At 61.5% G+C, this 22468-nt stretch carries 19 protein-coding genes and 1 pseudogene; 12 read left to right on the plus strand and 8 right to left on the minus strand.

Features of this window, described 5'->3' with window-relative positions:
* Positions 1-47: 47 nt before the first annotated feature.
* Positions 48-656, minus strand: coding sequence for a LemA family protein (locus JMN22_RS16435; protein ID WP_030138456.1), 609 nt, complete (start codon positions 654-656; stop codon positions 48-50).
* Between the two features lie 261 nt (positions 657-917).
* On the opposite strand from JMN22_RS16435, the gene bglX reads away from it, so the two are divergent.
* Positions 918-3209, plus strand: coding sequence for a beta-glucosidase BglX (bglX, locus tag JMN22_RS16440; RefSeq protein WP_030138455.1), 2292 nt, complete (start codon positions 918-920; stop codon positions 3207-3209).
* A 129-nt stretch (positions 3210-3338) separates the two neighbouring features.
* On the opposite strand, the gene JMN22_RS16445 is transcribed toward bglX, so the two are convergent.
* The 5 genes from JMN22_RS16445 to JMN22_RS16465 all read right to left on the minus strand — a co-directional run bounded on the left by JMN22_RS16445 (position 3339) and on the right by JMN22_RS16465 (position 7796).
* A complete protein-coding gene (locus tag JMN22_RS16445) occupies positions 3339-4496 on the minus strand; it encodes a phospholipase D-like domain-containing protein (protein ID WP_030138454.1) in 1158 nt (385 codons plus the stop codon).
* Between the two features lies 1 nt (position 4497).
* Complete coding sequence (locus JMN22_RS16450) at positions 4498-5088, minus strand: YceI family protein (protein ID WP_198797108.1); 591 nt, start codon at positions 5086-5088, stop codon at positions 4498-4500.
* A 249-nt stretch (positions 5089-5337) separates the two neighbouring features.
* Positions 5338-5646: an amidase gene (locus JMN22_RS16455; RefSeq protein WP_198797107.1), complete on the minus strand. Its 309-nt coding sequence runs from the start codon at positions 5644-5646 to the stop codon at positions 5338-5340.
* A complete protein-coding gene (locus JMN22_RS16460; RefSeq protein ID WP_198797106.1) occupies positions 5643-6737 on the minus strand; it encodes a serine hydrolase domain-containing protein in 1095 nt (364 codons plus the stop codon). The genes JMN22_RS16455 and JMN22_RS16460 overlap by 4 nt, the downstream gene beginning before the upstream one ends.
* A gap of 183 nt (positions 6738-6920) precedes the next feature.
* Positions 6921-7796, minus strand: coding sequence for an acyl-CoA dehydrogenase (locus tag JMN22_RS16465; RefSeq protein ID WP_198797105.1), 876 nt, complete (start codon positions 7794-7796; stop codon positions 6921-6923).
* 155 nt (positions 7797-7951) lie between these two features.
* On the opposite strand from JMN22_RS16465, the gene olsB reads away from it, so the two are divergent.
* Together olsB and JMN22_RS16475 are read left to right on the plus strand one after the other, a co-directional pair.
* Positions 7952-8707: an L-ornithine N(alpha)-acyltransferase gene (olsB, locus tag JMN22_RS16470; RefSeq protein ID WP_030138449.1), complete on the plus strand. Its 756-nt coding sequence runs from the start codon at positions 7952-7954 to the stop codon at positions 8705-8707.
* Positions 8707-9501 (plus strand): lysophospholipid acyltransferase family protein, encoded by a 795-nt coding sequence (locus JMN22_RS16475; protein WP_198797104.1) that lies wholly within the window; start codon positions 8707-8709, stop codon positions 9499-9501. The genes olsB and JMN22_RS16475 overlap by 1 nt, the downstream gene beginning before the upstream one ends.
* 110 nt (positions 9502-9611) lie before the next feature.
* Here the strand turns inward: JMN22_RS16475 and JMN22_RS16480 are convergent, their stop codons facing one another.
* Complete coding sequence (locus JMN22_RS16480) at positions 9612-10190, minus strand: acyl carrier protein phosphodiesterase (protein WP_198797103.1); 579 nt, start codon at positions 10188-10190, stop codon at positions 9612-9614.
* 155 nt (positions 10191-10345) lie between these two features.
* Between JMN22_RS16480 and JMN22_RS16485 the strand changes: the two genes are divergently transcribed.
* The 4 genes from JMN22_RS16485 (at position 10346) to JMN22_RS16500 (ending at position 13738) form a co-directional block, all read left to right on the plus strand.
* Positions 10346-10648: an ArsR/SmtB family transcription factor gene (locus tag JMN22_RS16485; RefSeq protein ID WP_030138446.1), complete on the plus strand. Its 303-nt coding sequence runs from the start codon at positions 10346-10348 to the stop codon at positions 10646-10648.
* A 17-nt stretch (positions 10649-10665) separates the two neighbouring features.
* The gene (locus tag JMN22_RS16490; protein ID WP_198797102.1) at positions 10666-11832 is read left to right on the plus strand and encodes an MFS transporter; all 1167 of its coding nucleotides are present in this window, start codon (positions 10666-10668) and stop codon (positions 11830-11832) included.
* Positions 11833-11864: 32 nt separating this feature from the next.
* Positions 11865-12914 (plus strand): alkene reductase, encoded by a 1050-nt coding sequence (locus JMN22_RS16495; protein WP_030138444.1) that lies wholly within the window; start codon positions 11865-11867, stop codon positions 12912-12914.
* Between the two features lie 314 nt (positions 12915-13228).
* Positions 13229-13738, plus strand: coding sequence for a hypothetical protein (locus tag JMN22_RS16500; RefSeq protein WP_198797101.1), 510 nt, complete (start codon positions 13229-13231; stop codon positions 13736-13738).
* A gap of 208 nt (positions 13739-13946) precedes the next feature.
* Here the strand turns inward: JMN22_RS16500 and JMN22_RS16505 are convergent, their stop codons facing one another.
* Positions 13947-14579, minus strand: a complete 633-nt coding sequence (locus tag JMN22_RS16505; RefSeq protein ID WP_198797191.1) for a TetR family transcriptional regulator — start codon at positions 14577-14579, stop codon at positions 13947-13949.
* 264 nt (positions 14580-14843) lie between these two features.
* Here JMN22_RS16505 and JMN22_RS16510 point away from each other — a divergent pair, with 264 nt between their 5' ends.
* From JMN22_RS16510 to JMN22_RS16525, 5 genes and pseudogenes are all read left to right on the plus strand, one after another.
* Positions 14844-16001: an efflux RND transporter periplasmic adaptor subunit gene (locus JMN22_RS16510; RefSeq protein ID WP_198797100.1), complete on the plus strand. Its 1158-nt coding sequence runs from the start codon at positions 14844-14846 to the stop codon at positions 15999-16001.
* A gap of 3 nt (positions 16002-16004) precedes the next feature.
* Entirely contained in the window at positions 16005-19169 is a 3165-nt protein-coding gene (gene emhB / locus JMN22_RS16515; RefSeq protein ID WP_198797099.1) for an efflux RND transporter permease subunit EmhB, read from the plus strand.
* Positions 19166-20623: an AdeC/AdeK/OprM family multidrug efflux complex outer membrane factor gene (gene adeC / locus JMN22_RS16520; protein ID WP_198797098.1), complete on the plus strand. Its 1458-nt coding sequence runs from the start codon at positions 19166-19168 to the stop codon at positions 20621-20623. Before emhB ends, adeC begins: the two co-directional genes overlap by 4 nt.
* Positions 20624-20960: 337 nt before the next feature.
* Positions 20961-21047: pseudogene (locus JMN22_RS26560) on the plus strand (nucleoid-structuring protein H-NS); the annotation flags it as partial.
* 775 nt (positions 21048-21822) lie between these two features.
* Positions 21823-22468: OprD family outer membrane porin (locus tag JMN22_RS16525; RefSeq protein ID WP_198797097.1), on the plus strand; the 646-nt coding region annotated here is incomplete at its 3' end.

Below are 22468 nucleotides of genomic sequence, written 5' to 3' on the forward strand. Positions count from 1 at the left end.
TTGGATGTGCGGCCGCCATCGCGAGCAAGCTCGCTCCCACAGTTTTTTCAAAACTTCACTTCAGGCGCTTTTTCGGCATTCGGGCTGGTGGCCTCGAAGGTCTCGCGGATCGGCAAGTCGCTGTACATCACGCTGTGCCACAGGCGACCGGGGAAGGTGCGGATTTCGGTGTTGTATTTCTGCACCGCCAGGATGAAGTCGCGACGGGCCACGGCGATGCGGTTCTCGGTGCCTTCGAGCTGCGACTGCAAGGCCAGGAAGTTCTGGTTGGCCTTCAAGTCCGGGTAGCGCTCGGACACCACCATCAAGCGGCTCAATGCGCCGCTCAACTGATCCTGGGCTTGCTGGAACTGCTTGAGTTTTTCCGGATTGTCCAGAGTGCTGGCATCGACCTGGATCGAAGTGGCCTTGGCCCGCGCTTCGATCACCGCCGTCAGGGTTTCCTGCTCATGCTGGGCATAGCCCTTGACGGTCTCTACCAGGTTGGGGATCAGGTCGGCGCGGCGCTGGTACTGGTTCTGCACCTGGCCCCAGGCCGCCTTGGCCTGTTCGTCCAGGGTCGGGATGTTGTTGATGCCGCAACCGGCCAGCAGTGTAGTGAACAGCATCAGGGCCAGCAGTTGCAGGCCGCTGCGGTGGTTCAGTCGTGGATTCATCAGGTGAAGCTCTCCGTTGCATTGCATTAACAAAACACCGCCACCTATCTTGCCGGTGTCTGGGGCATAATCGCCGCCGCACTGGATCGAATCGGGTCTATGGGCTAAAAGATGCGCGGTGCGAAACTAAGTTCATCGCCACAGGTTCGAAAGTGTGCTGCATTTAATTGGATAACACCCGAACAACAATAGCCGCTCCTCACATTTAGGCTGACCGGCGTGTACTGATCACCGCCCTTTAGGCTTGCGAGAAAACTATTCATGAAGAAGCTGTGTTTGCTGGGCCTGTTTGTCACCCTGGCCAGTCAATCCGTATTAGCCGACAACCCGCCAGCCCCCATAGAGAACAAGGACGCTTTCATCAGCAACCTGATGAAACAGATGACCCTTCAGGAAAAGATCGGCCAGCTGCGCCTGATCAGCATCGGCCCGGAGATGCCCCGGGAGATGATCCGCAAGGAGATCGCCGCAGGCAACATCGGCGGCACGTTCAACTCCATTACCCGCGATGAAAACCGTCCGATGCAGGACGCGGCCATGCGCAGCCGGCTGAAGATCCCGATGTTCTTCGCCTATGACGTGATCCATGGCCATCGCACGATTTTCCCGATTCCCCTGGCCCTGGCCTCGAGCTGGGACATGGATGCCATCTACCGCTCCGGCCGCATCGCAGCCAAGGAAGCGGCGGCCGACAGCCTCGACATTACCTTCGCACCGATGGTCGATATTTCCCGTGACCCACGCTGGGGCCGTACCTCGGAAGGCTTCGGCGAAGACACCTACCTGGTGTCGCGCATTGCTGGGGTGATGGTCAAGGCGTTCCAGGGCAGCGGTGCGAACGCAGCCGACAGCATCATGGCCAGCGTCAAGCACTTCGCCCTGTATGGCGCCGTGGAAGGCGGTCGGGACTACAACACCGTGGACATGAGCCCGGTGAAAATGTACCAGGACTACCTGCCGCCCTACCGCGCCGCCATCGACGCTGGCGCAGGCGGCGTGATGGTCGCGCTGAACTCCATCAACGGCGTACCGGCCACCGCCAACACCTGGCTGATGAACGATCTGTTGCGCAAGGAATGGGGTTTCAAGGGCCTGGCCGTCAGCGACCACGGCGCGATTTTCGAGTTGATCAAGCATGGCGTCGCCCGGGACGGTCGCGAAGCGGCCAAACTGGCGATCAAGGCCGGCATCGACATGAGCATGAACGACTCGCTCTACGGCAAGGAGCTGCCCGGCCTGCTCAAGGCTGGCGAGATCGAGCAGAGCGACATCGACAATGCGGTCCGCGAAGTACTGGCCGCCAAGTACGACATGGGCCTGTTCAAGGACCCGTACCTGCGTATCGGCAAGGCCGAGGATGACCCCGCCGACGTCTACGCCGACAGCCGCATGCACCGCGCCGATGCCCGCGACGTGGCACGCCGCAGCCTGGTGCTGCTGGAAAACCGCAACCAGACCCTGCCCCTGAAGAAAACCGCGAAGATCGCCTTGGTCGGCCCGCTGGCCAAGGCGCCGATCGACATGATGGGCAGTTGGGCCGCCGCCGGGCGTCCGGCGCTGTCGGTCACCGTGTACGACGGCATGGCCCGGGCCCTGGGCGGTGAGTCGAAGCTGATCTATGCCCGTGGTGCCAATATCACCGGCGACAAGAAAGTGCTCGACTACCTGAACTTCCTCAACTTCGACGCCCCTGAAGTCGTGGACGACCCGCGTCCGGCCCAGGTATTGATCGATGAAGCGGTTAAAGCCGCCAAGGAAGCGGACGTGGTCGTGGCCGCCGTGGGCGAGTCCCGTGGCATGTCCCATGAATCGTCGAGCCGCACTGAACTGAATATCCCGGCCAGCCAGCGCGAACTGATCAAGGCCCTGAAGGCCACCGGCAAGCCGTTGGTGTTGGTGCTGATGAATGGCCGTCCGCTGTCGCTGCTGGAAGAAAAACAGCAGGCCGATGCGATCCTGGAAACCTGGTTCAGCGGCACCGAAGGCGGCAATGCCATCGCGGACGTGCTGTTTGGTGACTACAACCCTTCGGGCAAGTTGCCGATCACCTTCCCACGCTCCGTCGGGCAGATTCCTACCTACTACAACCACCTGAGCATCGGTCGGCCGTTCACACCGGGCAAACCAGGCAACTACACCTCGCAGTACTTCGACGACACCACCGGCCCGCTCTACCCGTTCGGCTATGGCCTGAGCTACACGACGTTCAGCCTGTCGGACATGGCCCTGTCGTCCACCACGCTGAACAAGACCGGCAAGCTGGATGCGAGCATCACCCTGGAAAACACCGGCGACCGTGACGGCGAAACCGTGGTGCAGCTGTATATCCAGGACGTGACCGGCTCGATCATCCGTCCGGTGAAGGAATTGAAAAACTTCCGCAAGGTGATGCTCAAGGCCGGCGAGAAGAAGGTCATCCACTTCGACATCACCGAAGACGACCTGAAGTTCTTCAACGCCCAGCTCAAGTACGCCGCAGAGCCAGGCAAATTCAACGTGCAGATCGGCCTGGATTCCCAGGATGTGAAGCAGCAGAGCTTTGAGTTGCTCTGATCCAGCAACACTGAAATACCCTATGGGAGCGAGCTTGCTCGCGATGAGGCCTCATCAGTCACCGCATCATCGACTGTCAGGCCGCCATCGCGAGCAAGCTCGCTCCCACATTGGTTTTGCGGTGGATGGTTAGCCCCGCCGATCCAACAAGTTCACCACCACCCGATCCACCAATCCCCACACCCTTTGCTTGAACCGCTTCCACAATGGCCGGCGCTGCCAGGCGTCGAGGCTCATCTGCAGGCTCTGCTCGAAGTCCCGTTCAAAACTGGCCGCCACGGCCTTGCTCAATCCGGAGTCCAGCGCCTCCAGATTGGCTTCGAGGTTGAAGCGCAGGTTCCAGTGATCGAAATTGCACGAGCCGATGCTGACCCAATCGTCCACCAGCACCATTTTCAAGTGCAGGAAACAGGGTTGGTATTCGTAGATTTTCACCCCGGCCTTGAGCAGGCGTGGGTAATAGCGATGGCCGGCGTAACGCACGGACGGATGATCGGTGCGCGGGCCGGTCAGCAGCAGGCGCACATCGATGCCCCGCGCGGCGGCCTTGCGCAGCGAGCGGCGCACGTTCCAGGTCGGCAGGAAATACGGCGTAGCCATCCAGATGCGTTTCTGGCCGCTGTTCAATGCCCGGGACAGTGACTGCAGGATGTCGCGGTGCTGGCGGGCGTCGGCATACGCCACCCGGCCCATGCCTTCGCCGACCGGCGGAACCCGAGGCAGGCGCGGCAGGCCAAAATTGGACGCCGGTTTCCAGGCCCGTCGATGGCGGTTGGCGAGCCATTGGCGGTCGAACAGCAACTGCCAATCGAGCACCAGCGGACCGACGATTTCCACCATCACTTCATGCCAGTCACTGTGGTCATCCAAGGGGTTCCAGAACTCATCGGTAACCCCGGTGCCACCGACCACCGCCAAGCGTTGGTCGACCAGCAGGAGCTTGCGGTGATCGCGGTAGAGATTGCGCACCCAACGGCGCCAACTCAGGCGATTGTAGAAACGCAGTTCCACACCCGCCTGGACCAGGCGATTGCGCAGGCCCAGGGTAAACGCCAGGCTGCCGTAGTCGTCGAACAGGCAGCGCACGCGAACACCGCGTTCGGCGGCCTGGACGAGGGCCTGGACCATCGCCTCGGCGCAAGCGCCCGCCTCCACCAGGTACAACTCCAGTTCGACCTGTTCCTGGGCGCGGGCAATCTCCACCAGCATGCGCGGGAAAAACTGCGGACCGTCGATCAACAGCTCGAAGCGATTGCCTTCGCGCCAAGGGAATACCGGGCCGCTCATGTCAGCGCGCCGTGAAGATCAGTACCGCATTCACCGGCACCGACAGGCTGATGGCCGACAATCCGGCTAATGTTCGAAGCGTTTCCAAACCCGGCGCCAGATCGAAATCCGCCGCGTTGAGCACCACCGGCTCCAGGGTTACAACCTGGAAGCGGCGTTCGTCCAGGCGCGTCGCCAGCAGTTGAACGTTGTATTCGTGCTGCTTGCCATGCAAATCCACCGTCACCGGCAGGCGCAGTTCCAGTTGCGCGCCATTGGCCAAATCCTGGATCGGTATCAGGTCGAGCTGCGCAGTGATGGTGGCCTCGGCGAACTGCTTGATTTCAAACAACTCGGCGCGCATGCGCTCGTCCCGCAGGGGAATGCCGCTGTTGATGGATTCGAGTTCGACCTCCAATCGCGCAAGGCCCTTGGGCTGGACCTGGCCGTGCAGCACGAGGAAACGCTGGACCTCGGAGACATTGCCGTTTTTGCTGCTGATAAAAGAGAGCCGCGACGACTCGCCGTCCAGGTACCAATCGGCCTCGGCCGGCAGCGCGGCGCAGGCCAGCAGCAAGGTGGTGACAACGTGGGAGAAAGACCGCTTGAACATACAGACTCGGGGGGCAGATAAACCTGTGGCGAACCTTAACCGGGCCGAGGGCGCTTGCAAACTGTCTGTAGCAACAACAACCAGAAATCGCCCAGCTTTCGTGGCGAGGGGATTTATCCCCGCTGGGTTGCGCCGCAACCCCAAAACAGGCGAAGCATTGCATTAGGGAGAAACTTAGTTCAGCTATAGGGCCGCTACGCAGCCCGGCGGGGATAAATCCCCTCGCCACAGGTTCGCGTCGTTTCTGGATTACTCCAACCGACACCCCTGTCGCTCCCCAATCCACCGCGCACTGTGGCTGCGCCCCAAGCCGCTGACGGTGATGCGCTTGGCTTCAGGTGTGTCGAGAAAGTCGTTGGTGGGCACCGACTGCTTCACATAACCCCGGCAATATTCGGCCGGTTGCTGCATCACATAGCGGCACGAACAATATTCCTTGGCGGTATAGGCGCTGATGATGTCGGGAAACGCGCGCAACGCCACCCGCTCCTGCCAGACCCAACCGAACAGGGCAACCAGCAGCACCGCCATCAAGGTAAGCGACACTTTGCGCATCATGGCTGCACCGTCCCGGCGAAAGCCGCCATGGCGCGCTTGAGCAATTCGTTGTGGCGATAGCTGCCGTCGCGATCGTCGCCGTAGCGCACGATCACCAACCTGGCGCTGGGAATGATGTACAGCGCCTGGCCCCAATGCCCAAGAGCAGCGAAGGTATCGGGTGGCGCGTCCGGCCACGGGCGGATCGTTCGGTCAGCGGCGCGATTGAGCCACCAGTGTCCGCCGGGCACGGCTTCGTCCTGACCGGCCTGGAAGCGGGTGAACGGCTCGCGGCTGAACGCAATCCAATCCTTGGGAATCAATTGTCGATCGCCCCAACGGCCATCCCGTTGCATCAACAGGCCGACACGCGCCAGGTCCCGAGCCGTGAGATAAGCATAAGACGAACCGACAAACGTGCCGCTGGCGTCGGTTTCCCAGGTCGCGTGACGGATGCCCAAGGGATCGAACAAGGCTGTCCAGGGATAATCGGCATAGCTCGCCGGGCCGACGATAGTTTTCAGTGCTGCCGCCAGCAGATTGCTGTCGCCGCTGGAATAGCGGAACACCTGGCCGGGCGGGCTGAAGCTGTCGTGCCCGGCGGTGAACGCCGCCATGTCGTGGCGTCCGCGGGTATAGAGCATCGCCACGACCGAAGAATTGAGCGGCGCGTATTCGTAGTCTTCTTGCCAGTCCAGGCCGGACGCCCAATGAAACAGATCGGCCAGGGTCATGCCCGGGTGTCGCTTCAGCGGCGGGTAGTACCGGGCCGCCGGGTCATCCAGGGCAAAGCGTTTTTCACCGTAGGCCACGCCGAATACTGTCGCCAGCAGGCTTTTGCTGATGGACCAGGTCAGGTGCGGGGTCTGGGCGGTGGTCGGCCCGGCGTAGCGTTCGTAGACCAACCGACCGTCCTGGATCACCAGCAGCGCGTCGGTGCGAATGCCTTGGCGGGTAGCGTCGTCCCTCGGTACGAAGGCGTATTGCTCCAGGGCTTCGATGGCCGGCCCCGTGGGGGGCGGGCTGCTTGACCATTGCTCACCGGGCCAATCCTCGGCCTGGGCGTTCAGGTTGAGCAGCAACAGCGGGATCAGGAACCAGCCTTTGGACATTCGCGGGGCTCGCAGGATTGAACCTTCAGAGCCTATTCAGACTTGATGACAATTTCGAGGCGTGTGTGGCCCCCTGTGGGAGCGAGCTTGCTCGCGATAGCAGGGTGTCAGCTAAGCATATGGCGACTGACAAACAGCTATCGCGAGCAAGCGCGCTCCCACAGGGGGCAGTCGCTTGAGGGGCTATCCCAACGCCTTGTCCAACCGCTTGGCCCGCGCCCCCGCCGCAATGTCCATCACACCTTTATCCCGCACCCACATCTCGCGCCACGCCACAGGCCCGGCGGCCAGGGCAGCGTTGAGTTCGGCTTCGAGCCCTTGGAACTGGGCGAACAGGCCACCCAGCAGCACATGCGTGGCAGCGCTCGAAGGATTGTGGCGGCTCGCCTCCGCGCACCCGGCGAGCAGCGCCAACAGGCGCAGTCGCAACGCCTGGGGCCAGGCGCATTCTTGCCCGACGCCATACAACCATGCAGTCATCGCGCTGAGCACATAAAGGTCTTCCAGGGTACGAAACGGTTTGACGTAGGCGTCCCAGCCGTCACCCGCCAGCAATTCGCACAGCGCGCCCTCCAACAGCACCCGACCATGGCTGATCTCCGGCATGAAGGGCAGGCCCGGGAGTTTTTCCAGCACCACACCCGGTTCGCCTGCGTAGGCCACCGCCAGACTCAATCGCGGGCGCTCGTCTTCCGGCGACTCGCTTCGGGCCGCGATCAACAGCCATTCGGCGGCATCGCCAGCGGTGACGAAGTCCTTGCGCCCGCTCACCCGCAAGTCGGTCAGGCGGGTCTGCATATCTGCCGGCCGCAGGCTGCGCTGCTCGGTGGCACACAACGCGCCGAGACTTTGCGGCGCGCTCGGCCAAAGCGTCCGCAGCGCCGCCTGATAGCCCACCAGGAACGCCAACCCAGGCGTCGCCATCGACCGCGCCCCGACCACGGCCAACTCGAACGGCGTGACCGTCCCCAGGCGGTGCAACAACGCGGCATAACCTTCAGCCAGATCCGCCCAGGCGGGCAACCGCTCGCCGCGTTCGATCAGGGTTTGCCAAGGCATGAAGGGCTCCTTTCGTGGGCTGTCATATAAGCATCACCAAAGCTTCATGGCGGTGACACCGGGGCTACATAGCCTGACTTTGCACAACATGGCTGCATAAAGAAAGTCGATTGGCTCAACCCAAGACGGGTAGACAGCCCGCACGGAGACTCGCTATGACCCAGATCGCCCGCATCCGCGACACCGGCAATGAACGCCGCCTGCAAGCCGAACGCCTGATCGGCGCCCAGGCCTTGCACGAAGCACAGGCCCTGCGCTTCAACGTCTTCAGCGGCGAATTCAACGCCAAGCTCAAAGGCGCGGAAATGGGTCTGGACATGGATGATTATGATGTTCACTGCGCCCACATCGGCGTACGCGACCTGAACACCGGCCGCCTCGTAGCCACCACTCGGCTGCTCGACCACCAGGCCGCCAGTAGCCTGGGCCGGTTCTACAGCGAAGAAGAATTCGCCCTCCACGGCCTGGTTCATCTGCAAGGCCCGATCCTGGAAATCGGCCGTACCTGCGTCGACCCGGCCTACCGCAACGGCGGCACCATCGCGGTGCTCTGGGGCGAACTGGCCGAAGTCCTCAACGAAGGCGGCTACAGCTACCTGATGGGTTGCGCGAGCATCCCGATGCAGGACGGCGGCATCCAGGCCCAGGCGATCATGCAGCGCCTGCGCGAACGCTACCTGTGCACCGAACACCTGCAGGCGGTGCCGAAAAAGCCCTTGCCGAGCCTGGACGTACCGTCCAACGTCATCGCCGAGATGCCACCGTTGCTCAAGGCCTACATGCGCCTGGGTGCGAAGATTTGCGGCGAGCCGTGCTGGGACGAAGATTTCCAGGTGGCCGACGTGTTCATCCTGCTCAAGCGCGACGAACTCTGCCCACGCTACGCCCGTCACTTCAAGGCAGCGGTCTGATGAGCCGGTTGCGGGTGTACGCGCGCATCGCGCGAGTATTGCTGGTGGTGGCGCTGGGCCTGAGCATGGCCAGCGTGTTCGGCCTGTTCGAACGCCTGGGCGTTGCCAACTCCATGGTCCGTCGCCAGCGTTGGTCGCGATTTTTCATGACGCGGTTGACCAATGCCCTGCCCTTTTCGGTGACGGTCCACGGCCAACTGCCCCGCCAGCCGATGCTGTGGGTCAGCAACCATGTGTCCTGGACCGACATTCCGCTGCTGGGCATGCTCACGCCGCTGTCGTTCCTGTCCAAGGCCGAAGTACGCACCTGGCCGGTGGCCGGCTGGCTCGCCGCCAAGGCCGGCAGCCTGTTCATCCGTCGCGGTTCGGGCGACAGCCAACTGATCCGCAAGCAGATGAGCCGTCATCTTGAACAGGCTCATCCGCTGTTGATGTTCCCGGAAGGCACCACCACCGATGGCCGTTCGCTGCGCACCTTCCACGGTCGCCTGTTGTCGGCGGCCATCGATGCCGACGTGGCCCTGCAACCGGTGGCGATCCGTTACCTGCGCAACGGAGAACCGGATTCGCTGGCGCCATTCATTGGCGATGATGATTTGCTGTCGCACCTGATGCGGCTGTTCGCCAATGATCGCGGCGACGTGGAAATCCATCTGTTGGAACCGATTGCCTGCCACGGCCAGGAACGCGCGGTACTGGCGTTCCAGGCCCAGCAGGCGGTGCACCGGGCGTTGTTCGGCGAGATGCCGGAGAAGCAGCCGGTGCCGGTTCGGCCGGCGGCGATTGCGGCTTGATCCGTGTGAGATCCCTGTGGGAGCGAGCTTGCTCGCGATAGCGATTCAACATTCAGCAGATGTTCTGGCTGATATACCGCTATCGCGAGCAAGCTCGCTCCCACATGGGTTTATGGTGTGGTTTGGTTTTGGGCGAAATCCTGCAACTGCGGATAGAACAACCGAAAATCCTCGCTCAACGGCTCATAGAGCTTGACCAGTTCCGTCATCGCCCCCGCCAGCTCCTCCGGCCGTGACAAGCGCCGGGAAATGCCGCGCAGCACCTGCCCGATCACCTCGAATTCCTGATAGGACCCCAGCCAGTCATCCGCCGCCATGAACGGTGCGATGTGCGCCAGGCGCCCCGGCAACTGCGGTTCGGCGGCGAGAACCTGGTAGACGCGGGAGGTGAAGTCCATCAGCGGCCCCTCACCGTACAGCGTCCAATCCCGGGCCAGGCAATGGTCGAAGAACACATCCAGTACGATCCCGGCGTAACGCCGCCGCACCGTGGAAAAGCGCGACAAGGCGATATCCACCAACGGATGGCGATCGGTGTACATGTCGATGCGTCGATGCAGAGCGATCGCCGCTTCGATCCGCGGGTCGAATTGCCCTTGCAGCGGCCCTTTGACGAAATCGCCATAGAGACTGCCGAGCAGTTGTTCCCGGCCAGGGCCGCCGAGGTGCAGGTGCGCGAGGTAGTTCATGGCGGGCAGCTTAGCACCACCGCGCCCATATCGTTATAACCCGATATAGCGATTTGTTCGGGGTTCAGATCAAATACATATTGGTATATCGCGAATTAACGATTTAAGGTTCGCTTCATCGCGATATAGCGTTTTACTCACCCGAGCCTGCCACCATGCCCCTCGACCTCGACGAAATAATAAAAGCCCTGGCGCACCCAGTACGGCGAGACATCCTCAACTGGCTCAAGGACCCCAAGGTCCAGTTTCCCGAGCAGTTGCACAACCATGAATTCGGCATTTGTGCCGGCCAGATCGACCAGCGTTGCGGCCTGTCGCAATCCACGGTCTCCGCGCATCTGGCGGTGCTGCAACGGGCCGGGTTGATCACCAGCCAGAAGGTCGGTCAGTGGCACTTCTTCAAACGCAACGAGGAAGTGATCCAACAGTTCCTCAAGCAAATGAGCCAAGAGCTCTGACCAGACAAGGATTCGACATGCCCCTTTCCCTCTTCATCCTGGCGCTGAGCGCCTTCGCCATCGGCACGACGGAATTCGTCATCATGGGCTTGTTGCCCGACGTGGCGGCGGACCTCGGCGTGTCGATTCCCGGCGCCGGCTGGCTGGTCACCGGCTACGCCCTGGGCGTGGCCATCGGTGCGCCGTTCATGGCCCTGGCCACCGCGCGGCTGCCGCGCAAGGCCGCGCTGGTGGCGCTGATGGGGATCTTCATCATTGGCAACCTGCTCTGCGCCGTCGCCAGCGACTACAACGTGCTGATGCTTGCGCGAGTCGTCACCGCCCTGTGCCACGGTGCGTTCTTCGGCATCGGTTCGGTGGTCGCCGCCGGCCTGGTGGCGCCGAACAAGCGTGCCTCGGCCGTGGCCCTGATGTTCACCGGCCTGACCCTGGCCAACGTGCTTGGCGTACCGCTGGGCACCGCGCTGGGCCAGCAAGCCGGCTGGCGTTCGACCTTCTGGGCGGTAACGATCATCGGTGTAGTCGCCCTGATCGGCCTGATCCGCTTCCTGCCAGCCAAGCGCGACGAGGAAAAACTCGACATGCGTTCGGAGCTGGTGGCGCTCAAGGGAGCGGGCCTGTGGCTGTCGTTGAGCATGACCGCGCTGTTCTCCGCCTCGGTGTTCACCCTGTTTACCTACGTCGCCCCGCTGCTGGGTGAAGTGACCGGCGTATCGCCCCGTGGCGTGACGTGGACCCTGGTGCTGATCGGCCTAGGCCTGACCCTGGGCAACATCATCGGCGGCAAGCTGGCGGACAAGAGCCTGGCGAACACGCTGATGGGCGTATTCCTGACCATGGCGGTGGTGTCCACCATCTTGAGCTGGACCAGCGTGGCGTTGATCCCGACCGAGATCACGCTGTTCCTCTGGGCCACCGCCTGTTTCGCCGCGGTGCCGGCACTGCAGGTCAACGTGGTGACCTTCGGCAAAGACGCACCCAACCTGGTGTCCACCCTGAACATCGGCGCCTTCAACATCGGCAACGCCTTGGGCGCCTGGGTCGGCGGCAGCGTCATCGACCACGGCCTGGGCCTGACTTCCGTGCCCCTGGCGGCGGGCGCGCTGGCCGTGCTGGCGCTGCTGGTGACCCTGATCACTTTCCGCCAGGGCGGCAATGCCGACCTGGCCCCTGCCACTCACTGACTTTTAATCCTTTACTTGCGAGGTTGTATTTCATGGCGACAATTTTCGACCCTATCAAACTCGGCGAAATCGAGCTGAAGAACCGCATCATCATGGCCCCGCTCACTCGCTGCCGTGCCGACGCCGGCCGTGTGCCCAACGCGTTGATGGCCGAGTACTACGTGCAACGCGCCTCCGCCGGCCTGATCCTCAGTGAAGCCACGTCGGTGACGCCGATGGGCGTGGGCTACCCTGATACGCCGGGCATCTGGTCCAACGATCAGGTCCGCGGTTGGGCCAACGTGACCAAGGCCATCCACGGTGCTGGGGGCAAGATCTTCCTGCAGCTCTGGCACGTGGGCCGAATCTCCCACCCGTCCTACCTGGACGGCGAGCTTCCAGTGGCACCGAGCGCCATCCAACCCAAGGGCCACGTGAGCCTGGTGCGTCCGCTGGCCGACTATCCGACCCCACGTGCACTGGAAACCGCTGAAATCGCCGACATCGTCGATGCCTACCGCGTCGGCGCGGAAAACGCCAAGGCCGCCGGTTTCGATGGCGTGGAAATCCATGGTGCCAACGGTTACCTGCTCGACCAGTTCCTGCAAAGCAGCACCAACCAGCGCACCGACAACTACGGCGGCTCCCTGGAAAACCGTGCCCGCCTGCTGCTGGAAGTGACCGACGCCGCCATCGAAGTCTGGGGCGCCGGCCGCGTGGGCGTGCACCTGGCACCGCGCGCCGACTCCCACGACATGGGCGACGAGAACCGCTTGGAAACCTTCAGCTACGTTGCCCGCGAGCTGGGCAAGCGTGGCATCGCGTTTATCTGCTCCCGCGAGAAAGAAGGCGAAGACAGCATCGGCCCGCAACTCAAGCAAGCCTTCGGCGGCCCTTACATTGCCAACGAACGCTTCACCAAGGACAGTGCCAATGCCTGGCTGGCAGAAGGCAAGGCTGACGCCGTGGCGTTTGGCGTGCCGTTCATTGCCAACCCGGACCTGCCGGCACGCTTGAAAGCCGACGCGCCATTGAACGAGCCGCATCCGGAAACATTCTATGGGAAAGGTCCGGTGGGTTATATCGATTATCCATTGATGTAATTTAAACCACGCAGCCTTGTAAAAAAGCCCCGACTCGAAAGAGCCGGGGCTTTTTTACATCCAATGACTTTGACCCCAATCCAATTATTAAAGTTGAAATATCAAATAACAACACAGCACCGTCTCACCGTGGATTAACACTTCCAACAACGCTAATAATAAGCCCGAACAACAACCCATCCACTGAACGAACCCCATCACCACCAAAAAATACAAACATGCAACCTCAACGCTTTACCAACCCAAAACATAATCAAATACTGTTTATCTTATGCAGGCTTTAGCGGCCTGAAACTCTTTAGAGGGATCTTACTATGAGCCTTATGAAAAACCTGATTCTCGCCCTGTTACTGGGCCCCTTGGCGGCCGCCGTCAGCTTGGCCAATACGAACATCATCGTCAATGTTATAAACGATACGTCCCATGATCTGGAAATGACTAACCTTCTGGGTGAGTTTTCCATACCTGACGATTTTCCTGTCGTCCCCGCCGACGCAAGTATGAAGTTTCAATTCAAACATGAAAGAAAATTCACCTACCCCGCTGCTGGCTGGCAACCCACACTGAGGGAAATAAAACCTATTGAACTGGTTCTGACCTATCAGATGACCAACTTTAACTTCGGCTGCCAGCTGCAAACCCTGTTTGACGCCCGAGTTATTTTCGGTTTCCTGGAACCCAGCTACAAACCAAATTGGCAAAGCAGAACCGCGTATACCGGGAATGGCGAATATTCCTGTCGGTCAGTAATTACCCAAAGAATGCTGGAACCGCCCTTCAGCTACACCATTAACCTGACGATCGATGACAACAACCCGACCTGATCCAATGTTAGTAAGCCTGAGGCCCAGGGCACGCGCCTGAGCAGGATGCGACTTGGCAAACACGCAACAATTTTCCTACAAAATAGCCGAGGCGCCGTCTTTCAACGCTGAGGCGGTGCCTATATAAAGTACCCCGCCAGGATAAATGCCCGGCGGGGTACTTCCTGATCGGCTATTGACACAAACCGACTCAATTACGCATTTTGTTTCATTTGCGCAGGCTAGGGCTCAAGTGCAGCATGTCCAGCCCGGTTTCCACCCAGCGCTCCGCTTCACCTGCCAGTGCGAAGCTGTCGGGGGCCAGCAGCCACTGGTAGAGGATGCCGTCAATGTAGGCATGAATGGCCACCGCCGCCCTTTCGGGATCCAGGTCATCCGGCAACTGGCCGCGTTTCATCGCATTGCGCAGCGACAGCGCAATACGCAGATTACAGTCGAGGCTGACCTGCCGCCGCTGCTGGCGCAGGTCACACATTTCATCGGTGAACTCGCATTTATGGAAAAGAATCTCGTTGATGCGTCGGGTTTTCGGATCCAGGGCCACCTGCTGGAACAACCGCACCAGCAGTTTGCGTATGCATCCCAGGGGATCGACCTCCTCTTCGCTCTCACTGGCGCGTGCCAGCTCATCGAGCGGTTCATGCAACGTATCGAGCATGGCCTGGAGCAGATCCGCCTTGTTGCTGAAATGCCAGTAGATGGCGCCCCGCGTCACACCGGCGAGCGTCGCGATGTCAGCCAGCGTGGTGCGCGCCACGCCTCGCTCGAAGAACGCTTTTTCGGCCGCTTCGAGTATCTGGTTGCGAGTCTCCAGAGCCTCCTCTTTGGTACGACGGACCATGGCAGTAAACACCTCAATCAGGATGCATAAGCGATGCGTAAGGTTCAGCATGACAATCCATGAGGCAGTGCCCGTCGACATGCGTCCCCGATTCGCATCGGCCTTTGTAAGGCTTTTGTAAATACGGATGGTACGCAATTTGGCTGTTTACAAACAACCGTGTACGTAAGTATATTTCTTAGCATCCTACTAATTGCTTATCTTGCTCTTTTTTACCTTCCACCTTCGAGCGCGCCTGTTACGCGCCTGGACCCGAGGATTTCCATGCAATTCAAGCCAGCTGTTACCGCTCTGGTCACTGCCATCGCCCTGGCATCGCTGCTCAGCGGATGCAAAAAGGAAGAGGCTGCCCCTGCGCCTCCCCCTCCCCAGGTCGGTGTGGTAACCCTCAAGACCCAGCCCTTTACCCTGACCTCCGAACTGCCGGGCCGCACCAGTGCGTTCCGCGTCGCGGAAGTGCGCCCGCAGGTCAACGGCATCATCCTCAAGCGCCTTTTCAAGGAAGGTGCCGACGTCAAGGCCGGCCAGCAGCTCTACCAGATCGACCCGGCCGTCTATGAGGCGACCCTCAAGAGTGCCGAGGCCAACCTGCGCTCTACCAAGTCGATTGCCGACCGCTACCAGCAATTGGTCAACGAACAGGCCGTAAGCCGGCAGGAATACGACACCGCCGTGGCCAATCGCCTGGAGTCGGAAGCCAACCTGCAGACTGCCCAGATCAACGTGCGCTACACCAAGGTCTATGCGCCGATTTCCGGTCGTATCGGCCGCTCCTCGGTGACTGAAGGCGCCTTGGTGAGCAACGGTCAGACCGATGCCCTGGCGACCATCCAGCAACTGGACCCGATCTACGTTGACGTGACGCAGAGCTCCGTCGAGCTGCTGCAACTGCGCCGCGAGCTGGAAAGCGGGCGCCTGCAAAAGGCAGGCGACAATGCCGCCATGGTCAAGCTGACGCTGGAAGACGGCAGTCAGTATCCCCACGAGGGCAAACTGGAATTTTCCGAAGTTTCGGTCGACCAGACCACTGGTTCGGTGACCTTGCGCGCCGTGTTCCCCAACCCTGACCACACCTTGCTGCCGGGCATGTTCGTCCACGCGCAACTGCAGGCCGGCGTGAACAGCGCGGCGATCCTGGCACCGCAGCAAGGCGTGACCCGTGACCTCAAGGGTGCGCCGACCGCCCTGGTCGTTGGCCCCGACAACAAGGTCGAACTGCGTCAGCTCAAGGCCAGCCGCACCGTTGGCAGCCAATGGCTGATCGAAGACGGGCTCAAGGCCGGCGATCGCGTGATCACCGAGGGGTTGCAGTTCGTACGCCCGGGCGTGGAAGTCAAAGCCACCGAGGCCACCAACGTCAATACCAAGAACCCGGCCCCCGCACAGGCAGCTGATAAAGCCGCCGGCGGCAAAGGGGAGTAAACCATGTCGAAATTTTTTATCGACCGTCCGATTTTCGCCTGGGTGATCGCCCTGGTGATCATGCTGGTCGGGGCTCTGTCGATCCTCAAGTTGCCGATCAACCAGTACCCGAGCATTGCGCCGCCGGCCATTGCGATCCAGGTGACCTACCCGGGCGCATCCGCGCAAACCGTGCAGGACACCGTGGTGCAGGTGATCGAGCAGCAGCTCAACGGCATCGACAACCTGCGTTATGTATCGTCGGAAAGTAACTCCGACGGCAGCATGACCATCACTGCCACCTTCGAGCAAGGCACCAACTCCGATACCGCGCAGGTCCAGGTCCAGAACAAGCTGAACCTGGCCACCCCGCTGCTGCCGCAAGAAGTGCAGCAACAGGGCATTCGCGTGACCAAGTCAGTGAGAAACTTCCTGATGGTGATCGGCGTGGTGTCGCGCGACGGCAGCATGACCCGGGAAGACCTGTCCAACTACATCGTGTCCAACATGCAGGACCCGATCTCGCGCACCGCGGGTGTTGGTGACTTCCAGGTCTTCGGCGCCCAATACGCGATGCGGATCTGGCTCGACCCGGCCAAGCTGAACAATTTCAACCTGACCCCGGTGGATGTGAGCACGGCGATTACCGCGCAGAACGTCCAGATCGCTTCCGGCCAGCTTGGCGGCCTGCCGGCCATGCCCGGCCAGCAACTGAACGCCACCATCATCGGCAAGACCCGCTTGCAGACCGCCGAGCAGTTCAAGGCAATCCTGCTCAAGGTCAACCCGGACGGCTCGCAAGTGCGTGTCGGCGACGTGGCCGATGTGGCCCTGGGCGGTGAGAACTACAGCATCAACGCGCAGTTCAACGGTGCCCCGGCCTCCGGCCTGGCGGTGCGACTGGCGACTGGCGCCAACGCCCTCGACACGGCCAAGGCCCTGCGCCAGACCGTGGAAAACCTCAAGCCGTTCTTCCCGCAAGGTCTGGAAGTGGTGTTCCCCTACGACACCACGCCGGTGGTGAGCGAATCGATCAAGGGTGTGGTTGAAACCCTGGTCGAGGCGGTCGTACTGGTGTTCCTGGTGATGTTCCTGTTCTTGCAGAACTTCCGCGCCACCATCATCACCACGATGACCGTACCCGTGGTACTGCTCGGCACCTTCGGCATCCTCGCGGCGTTCGGCTTCAGCATCAACACCCTGACCATGTTCGGCATGGTGCTGGCCATCGGCTTGCTGGTGGACGACGCCATCGTCGTGGTGGAAAACGTCGAACGGGTGATGAGCGAAGAAGGCCTGTCGCCCAAGGAAGCCACCAAGAAATCCATGGGCCAGATACAGGGCGCCCTGGTGGGTATCGCCCTGGTGCTCTCGGCGGTATTGCTGCCGATGGCGTTCTTCGGCGGCTCCACCGGTGTGATCTACAAGCAGTTCTCCATCACTATCGTCTCGGCCATGGCCCTGTCGGTCCTGGTGGCCCTGATTTTCACCCCGGCCCTGTGCGCCACCATGCTCAAACCAATCCCCAAGGGTGAGCACGGCACGCCGAAACGCGGCTTCTTCGGTTGGTTCAACCGCACCTTCGACCGTGGCGTCAGGAGCTACGAACGCGGCGTGGGCAATATGCTCAAGCACAAGGCCCCGTACCTGCTGGCCTACATCATCATCGTGGTTGGCATGGTCTGGCTGTTCACCCGCATCCCGACGGCGTTCCTGCCGGAAGAAGACCAGGGCGTACTGTTTGCCCAAGTGCAGACACCGGCCGGTTCCAGCGCCGAGCGTACCCAGGTGGTGGTGGACAAGATGCGTGAGTTCCTGCTGCGTCCGAGCAAGGACGGCGGCGAAGGCGATGGCGTGGCCTCGGTGTTCACCGTGACCGGCTTCAACTTTGCCGGTCGTGGCCAGAGCTCCGGCCTGGCGTTCATCATGCTTAAGCCGTGGGAAGAGCGTAACGCGGATAACACCGTGTTCAAGATCGCCGGCCGCGCCCAGCAACACTTCTTCACCTTCCGCGACGCGATGGTATTCGCCTTCGCCCCGCCAGCGGTGATGGAACTGGGTAACGCCACCGGTTTCGACGTGTTCCTGCAGGATCGCGCCGGCATCGGTCACGACAAGCTGATGGAAGCCCGCAACCAGTTCCTGGGCATGGCGGCCCAGAGCAAAATACTGGCCCAGGTGCGTCCAAACGGCCTGAACGATGAACCGCAATACCAGTTGGAAATCGATGACGAGAAGGCCAGTGCCCTGGGCATTACCCTCTCGGAGATCAACAACACCCTGTCGATTGCCTTGGGCAGTAGCTATGTGAACGACTTCATCGACCGTGGTCGGGTGAAACGGGTGTACGTCCAGGGCCAGCCGAACGCACGCATGAGCCCCGAAGACCTGCAGAAGTGGTATGTGCGCAACAGCGCCGGGACCATGGTGCCGTTCACGGCGTTCGCCAAGGGTGAGTGGGTCTACGGCTCGCCGAAACTGGCTCGTTACAACGGCGTGGAAGCGATGGAAATCCTCGGCACCCCGGCGCCCGGCTATTCCACCGGTGAAGCCATGGCCGAAGTCGAAGCCATCGCCAAGAAGCTGCCGGCCGGTGTCGGCATTTCCTGGACGGGCCTGTCCTACGAGGAACGTCTGTCGGGCTCCCAGGCGCCGGCGTTGTATGCCTTGTCGCTGCTGATGGTGTTCCTGTGCCTGGCAGCGCTGTATGAGAGCTGGTCGATTCCGATCGCGGTCATGCTCGTGGTGCCCCTGGGGATCATCGGGGCGCTGATGGCGACCAGCCTGCGCGGCCTGTCCAACGACGTGTACTTCCAGGTGGGCTTGCTGACGACCATCGGCCTGGCGGCGAAAAACGCCATCCTGATCGTCGAGTTCGCCAAGGAACTCCACGAACAGGGCCGGACCCTGATGGAAGCTGCCATCGAAGCCTGTAGGATGCGTCTGCGGCCGATCATCATGACGTCCCTGGCGTTCGTCCTCGGCGTGGTTCCGCTGGCGATTTCCACCGGCGCCGGCTCGGGCAGCCAGCACGCCATCGGTACCGGCGTGATTGGCGGTATGCTCACCGCGACCATCCTGGCAATCTTCTGGGTGCCCTTGTTCTTCGTGACGGTGTCGTCGATGGGTCGTCGCAAGAATATCGACCAGGACCACACTCCTGAAACTTCTAAAGAGGCTGGCCAATGAGCAAGTCGCTACTTTCCCTGACCATCGCCGCCGTCGTGCTCAGCGGTTGCTCGCTGATCCCCGACTATCAGCGGCCCGAAGCACCGGTCGCGGCGCAATACCCGCAGGGCCCGGCCTACGAGCCAGCCAATGCGCCCGGCCAGGCTGCCGCCGAACAGGGTTGGAAGCAGTTCTTCCATGACCCTGCGCTGCAGCAATTGATCCAGGTCGCCCTGGAAAACAACCGCGACCTGCGCGTCGCGGCGCTGAACATCGATGCCTACGCCGCGCAGTACCGCATCCAGCGCGCGGACCTGTTCCCGGCAGTCTCGGCCACCGGCTCCGGCAGCCGCCAGCGGGTACCGGCACGGGCTTCGCAAACCGGCGAAGCGGCGATCAGCAGTTCCTACTCGGCAACACTGGGGATCAGCGCCTATGAGCTGGACCTGTTCGGTCGCGTCCGCAGCTTGAGCGAGCAAGCCTTGCAAAGCTACTTCGCTACCGAAGAAGCCCGCCGCAGCACGCAGATCAGCCTGGTGGCCAACGTCGCCAATGCCTACCTGACCTGGCAGGCCGACAAGGAACTGCTCAAGCTGACCCAGGAAACCCTGGGCACCTACGAGCAGAGCCTGAAGTTGACCTCCCGCAGCGCCGAAGTTGGCGTGGCCTCGGCCCTGGACCTGAGCCAGGCGCGCACGGCGGTGGAAAACGCCCGCGTGCAACTGGCCCGCTACACCCGCCAGGTGGCCCAGGATGAAAACAGCCTGACCCTGCTGCTGGGCACCGGCCTGCCGGCCAACCTGAGCACCCAACCGCTGAGCGATGACCTGCTCAGCGAAGTGCCGGCCGGTTTGCCGTCGGACCTGCTGCAACGTCGTCCGGACATCCTCCAGGCCGAACGCAACCTGCTCGCCGCCAACGCCAACATCGGCGCCGCGCGGGCCGCGTTCTTCCCGAGCATCAGCCTGACGGCCAACGCCGGCACCCTGAGCCCAGACCTGTCCGGCCTGTTCAAGGGCGGTTCGGGCACCTGGACCTTCGCGCCGCAGATCAACCTGCCGATCTTCAACGCCGGCAGCCTGCGGGCGAGCCTGGATTACGCCAAGATCCAGAAAGACATCAACGTCGCGCAGTACGAGAAGTCGATTCAGACGGCGTTCCAGGAAGTCTCCGACGGCCTGGCCGCGCGCCAGACCTACAACGAGCAGTTGCAGGCCCAGACCGACTTCGTCGCCGCCAACCAGGACTACTACCGCCTGGCCGAGCGTCGCTACCGCATCGGTGTCGATAGCAACCTGACCTTCCTCGACGCCCAGCGCCAGTTGTTCAGCGCGCAACAATCGCTGATCACCGACCGCCTTGCGCAACTGACCAGCGAGGTCAATTTGTACAAGGCCCTGGGCGGTGGCTGGAATGCCGAGACGGGCAAGAACGAACCGGTGGCGGAGAAGGCGCCGGAAACGAAGTTGTTCTGATTTGACGTCTGAAAACACGAAGCCCACCGAAAGGTGGGCTTCGTGTTTTTAAGGATTAATAAATATCCGAGTTCAACACACAACCCTGTGGGAGCGAGCTTGCTCCGGGCGGCGATCCGACGATGGCGGCCTGACAGCTGGCCTGGATTTTTGACCGGGTACATATCCATTTCTGCGGTAACGGCTACTTAGGGTTCCGCCCTTACGGCGGCTCACTTTTTTTCAGACGCCAAAAAAAGTAAGCAAAAAAGGCTTCGCCCCACCACTCGGTGCCTCGCTTAGGCTCGGCATGCCCGCACTCCGGCCTTGCTCCGTGGGCCGCCGCGAAGGGCCATCCATGGCCCAGCGCGGCTACCTCGGCATCCATGCCGAGGTACCCACTGCACAAGACCTACGTGCGGCCATCGTGGTTAACGGGGCGCCAAGATCAAGATCAAGATCAAGATCAAGATCAAGATCAAGATCAAGATCAAGATCAAGATCAAGAACGAGGCGGCCTCTTCGCGAGCGAGCCTGCTCGCGATAGCAATGGCTCTATCACATAGGTGCAGCGAAAGCCCCCATGCTCTTGCTCTTGCTCTTGCTCTTGCTCTTGCTCTTGCTCTTGCTCTTGATCTCAACGCCCCGTTAACCACGATGGCCGAACGCAGGCATTGTGGAGTGGGCATCCCGGCATGGATGCCGGGATAGCCGCGCTGGGCCATGGATGGCCCTTCGCGGCGGGCCCACGGAGCAAGGCCGGAGAGAGGGCATGCCGAGCCTAGGCGAGGCACCGAGTGGTGGGGCAAGCCTTTTTTGCTTACTTTTTTTGGCGTCTGAAAAAAAGTGAGCCGCCGTAAGGGCGGAACCCTAAGCCGCCGTGACCGCAGCAACGGATATGTACCCGGTCAAAAATCCAGGCCAGCTGTCAGGCCGCCATCGCGAGCAAGCTCGCCCACAGGGAATTGCGTCCATCCAATCAGTCGTTTTGCCGTTCGATAATCGCCCAAAACCCGCGAACAGCAATTGAACCGATCCCGGGCCGCCCTTCACCATCGCTCGCACAAAACCAATAACAACAGGTTCGATGCCATGTCCCCACGCCCTGCACCGTCCGGCTGATCCTCGGTCGCTTTAACAACCTGGCCCAACTGTACCGTTCGCACCCAAAAGATGCGGCAACAACTCGCTTCGTCCACAAAAAATAAGAGACAACGCCCATGAAGCCCACACAGCACCTGTTCCCCAGCCTCATTGCCGTCGCCCTGAGCAGTACCGCCCTGCCCGTCCTGGCGGCGGAGTCGGGGTTTGTCGAAGACGCCAAGGCCACGCTGAACCTGCGCAACTTCTACTTCAACCGCAACTTCACCAACGACAACGCCGCCCAAGGCAAAGCCGAAGAATGGACCCAGAGCTTCATCCTCGACGCGAAGTCCGGCTTCACCCAAGGCGTGGTCGGTTTCGGCGTGGACGTGCTGGGGACCTACTCGATCAAGCTCGACGGTGGTCGAGGCACGACGGGCACCCAGTTGTTGCCGGTGCACGACGATGGCCGCCCCGCCGATGACTTCGGTCGCCTGGGCGTCGCCCTGAAGGCCAAGGTCTCGAAGACCGAACTGAAGGTCGGCGAGTGGATGCCGGTGCTGCCGATCCTGCGCTCCGACGACGGTCGTTCCCTGCCCCAGACTTTCCGTGGCGGCCAGGTCACTTCGACCGAAATCAACGGCCTGAGCCTCTACGGCGGCCAGTTCCGCGCCAACAGCCCGCGCAACGACGCGAGCATGGAAGACATGTCGATGAACGGCCGTGGTGCCTTCACCTCCGACCGTTTCAACTTCGGCGGCGGTGAATACGCCTTCAACGAAA

Origin of the sequence: Pseudomonas sp. HB05 (genome assembly GCF_016756915.1) — a bacterium.
Classification (GTDB): Bacteria; Pseudomonadota; Gammaproteobacteria; order Pseudomonadales; family Pseudomonadaceae; genus Aquipseudomonas; species Aquipseudomonas alvandae.

Excerpts from the sequence above, each read along its gene's own strand:
- JMN22_RS16435 (WP_030138456.1), bottom strand. The coding sequence starts at position 656 with ATGAATCCACGACTGAACCACCGCAGCGGCCTGCAACTGCTGGCCCTG.
- bglX (WP_030138455.1), top strand. The coding sequence starts at position 918 with ATGAAGAAGCTGTGTTTGCTGGGCCTGTTTGTCACCCTGGCCAGTCAA.
- JMN22_RS16445 (WP_030138454.1), bottom strand. The coding sequence starts at position 4,496 with ATGAGCGGCCCGGTATTCCCTTGGCGCGAAGGCAATCGCTTCGAGCTG.
- JMN22_RS16450 (WP_198797108.1), bottom strand. The coding sequence starts at position 5,088 with ATGTTCAAGCGGTCTTTCTCCCACGTTGTCACCACCTTGCTGCTGGCC.
- JMN22_RS16455 (WP_198797107.1), bottom strand. The coding sequence starts at position 5,646 with ATGATGCGCAAAGTGTCGCTTACCTTGATGGCGGTGCTGCTGGTTGCC.
- JMN22_RS16460 (WP_198797106.1), bottom strand. The coding sequence starts at position 6,737 with ATGTCCAAAGGCTGGTTCCTGATCCCGCTGTTGCTGCTCAACCTGAAC.
- JMN22_RS16465 (WP_198797105.1), bottom strand. The coding sequence starts at position 7,796 with ATGCCTTGGCAAACCCTGATCGAACGCGGCGAGCGGTTGCCCGCCTGG.
- olsB (WP_030138449.1), top strand. The coding sequence starts at position 7,952 with ATGACCCAGATCGCCCGCATCCGCGACACCGGCAATGAACGCCGCCTG.
- JMN22_RS16475 (WP_198797104.1), top strand. The coding sequence starts at position 8,707 with ATGAGCCGGTTGCGGGTGTACGCGCGCATCGCGCGAGTATTGCTGGTG.
- JMN22_RS16480 (WP_198797103.1), bottom strand. The coding sequence starts at position 10,190 with ATGAACTACCTCGCGCACCTGCACCTCGGCGGCCCTGGCCGGGAACAA.
- JMN22_RS16485 (WP_030138446.1), top strand. The coding sequence starts at position 10,346 with ATGCCCCTCGACCTCGACGAAATAATAAAAGCCCTGGCGCACCCAGTA.
- JMN22_RS16490 (WP_198797102.1), top strand. The coding sequence starts at position 10,666 with ATGCCCCTTTCCCTCTTCATCCTGGCGCTGAGCGCCTTCGCCATCGGC.
- JMN22_RS16495 (WP_030138444.1), top strand. The coding sequence starts at position 11,865 with ATGGCGACAATTTTCGACCCTATCAAACTCGGCGAAATCGAGCTGAAG.
- JMN22_RS16500 (WP_198797101.1), top strand. The coding sequence starts at position 13,229 with ATGAGCCTTATGAAAAACCTGATTCTCGCCCTGTTACTGGGCCCCTTG.
- JMN22_RS16505 (WP_198797191.1), bottom strand. The coding sequence starts at position 14,579 with ATGGTCCGTCGTACCAAAGAGGAGGCTCTGGAGACTCGCAACCAGATA.
- JMN22_RS16510 (WP_198797100.1), top strand. The coding sequence starts at position 14,844 with ATGCAATTCAAGCCAGCTGTTACCGCTCTGGTCACTGCCATCGCCCTG.
- emhB (WP_198797099.1), top strand. The coding sequence starts at position 16,005 with ATGTCGAAATTTTTTATCGACCGTCCGATTTTCGCCTGGGTGATCGCC.
- adeC (WP_198797098.1), top strand. The coding sequence starts at position 19,166 with ATGAGCAAGTCGCTACTTTCCCTGACCATCGCCGCCGTCGTGCTCAGC.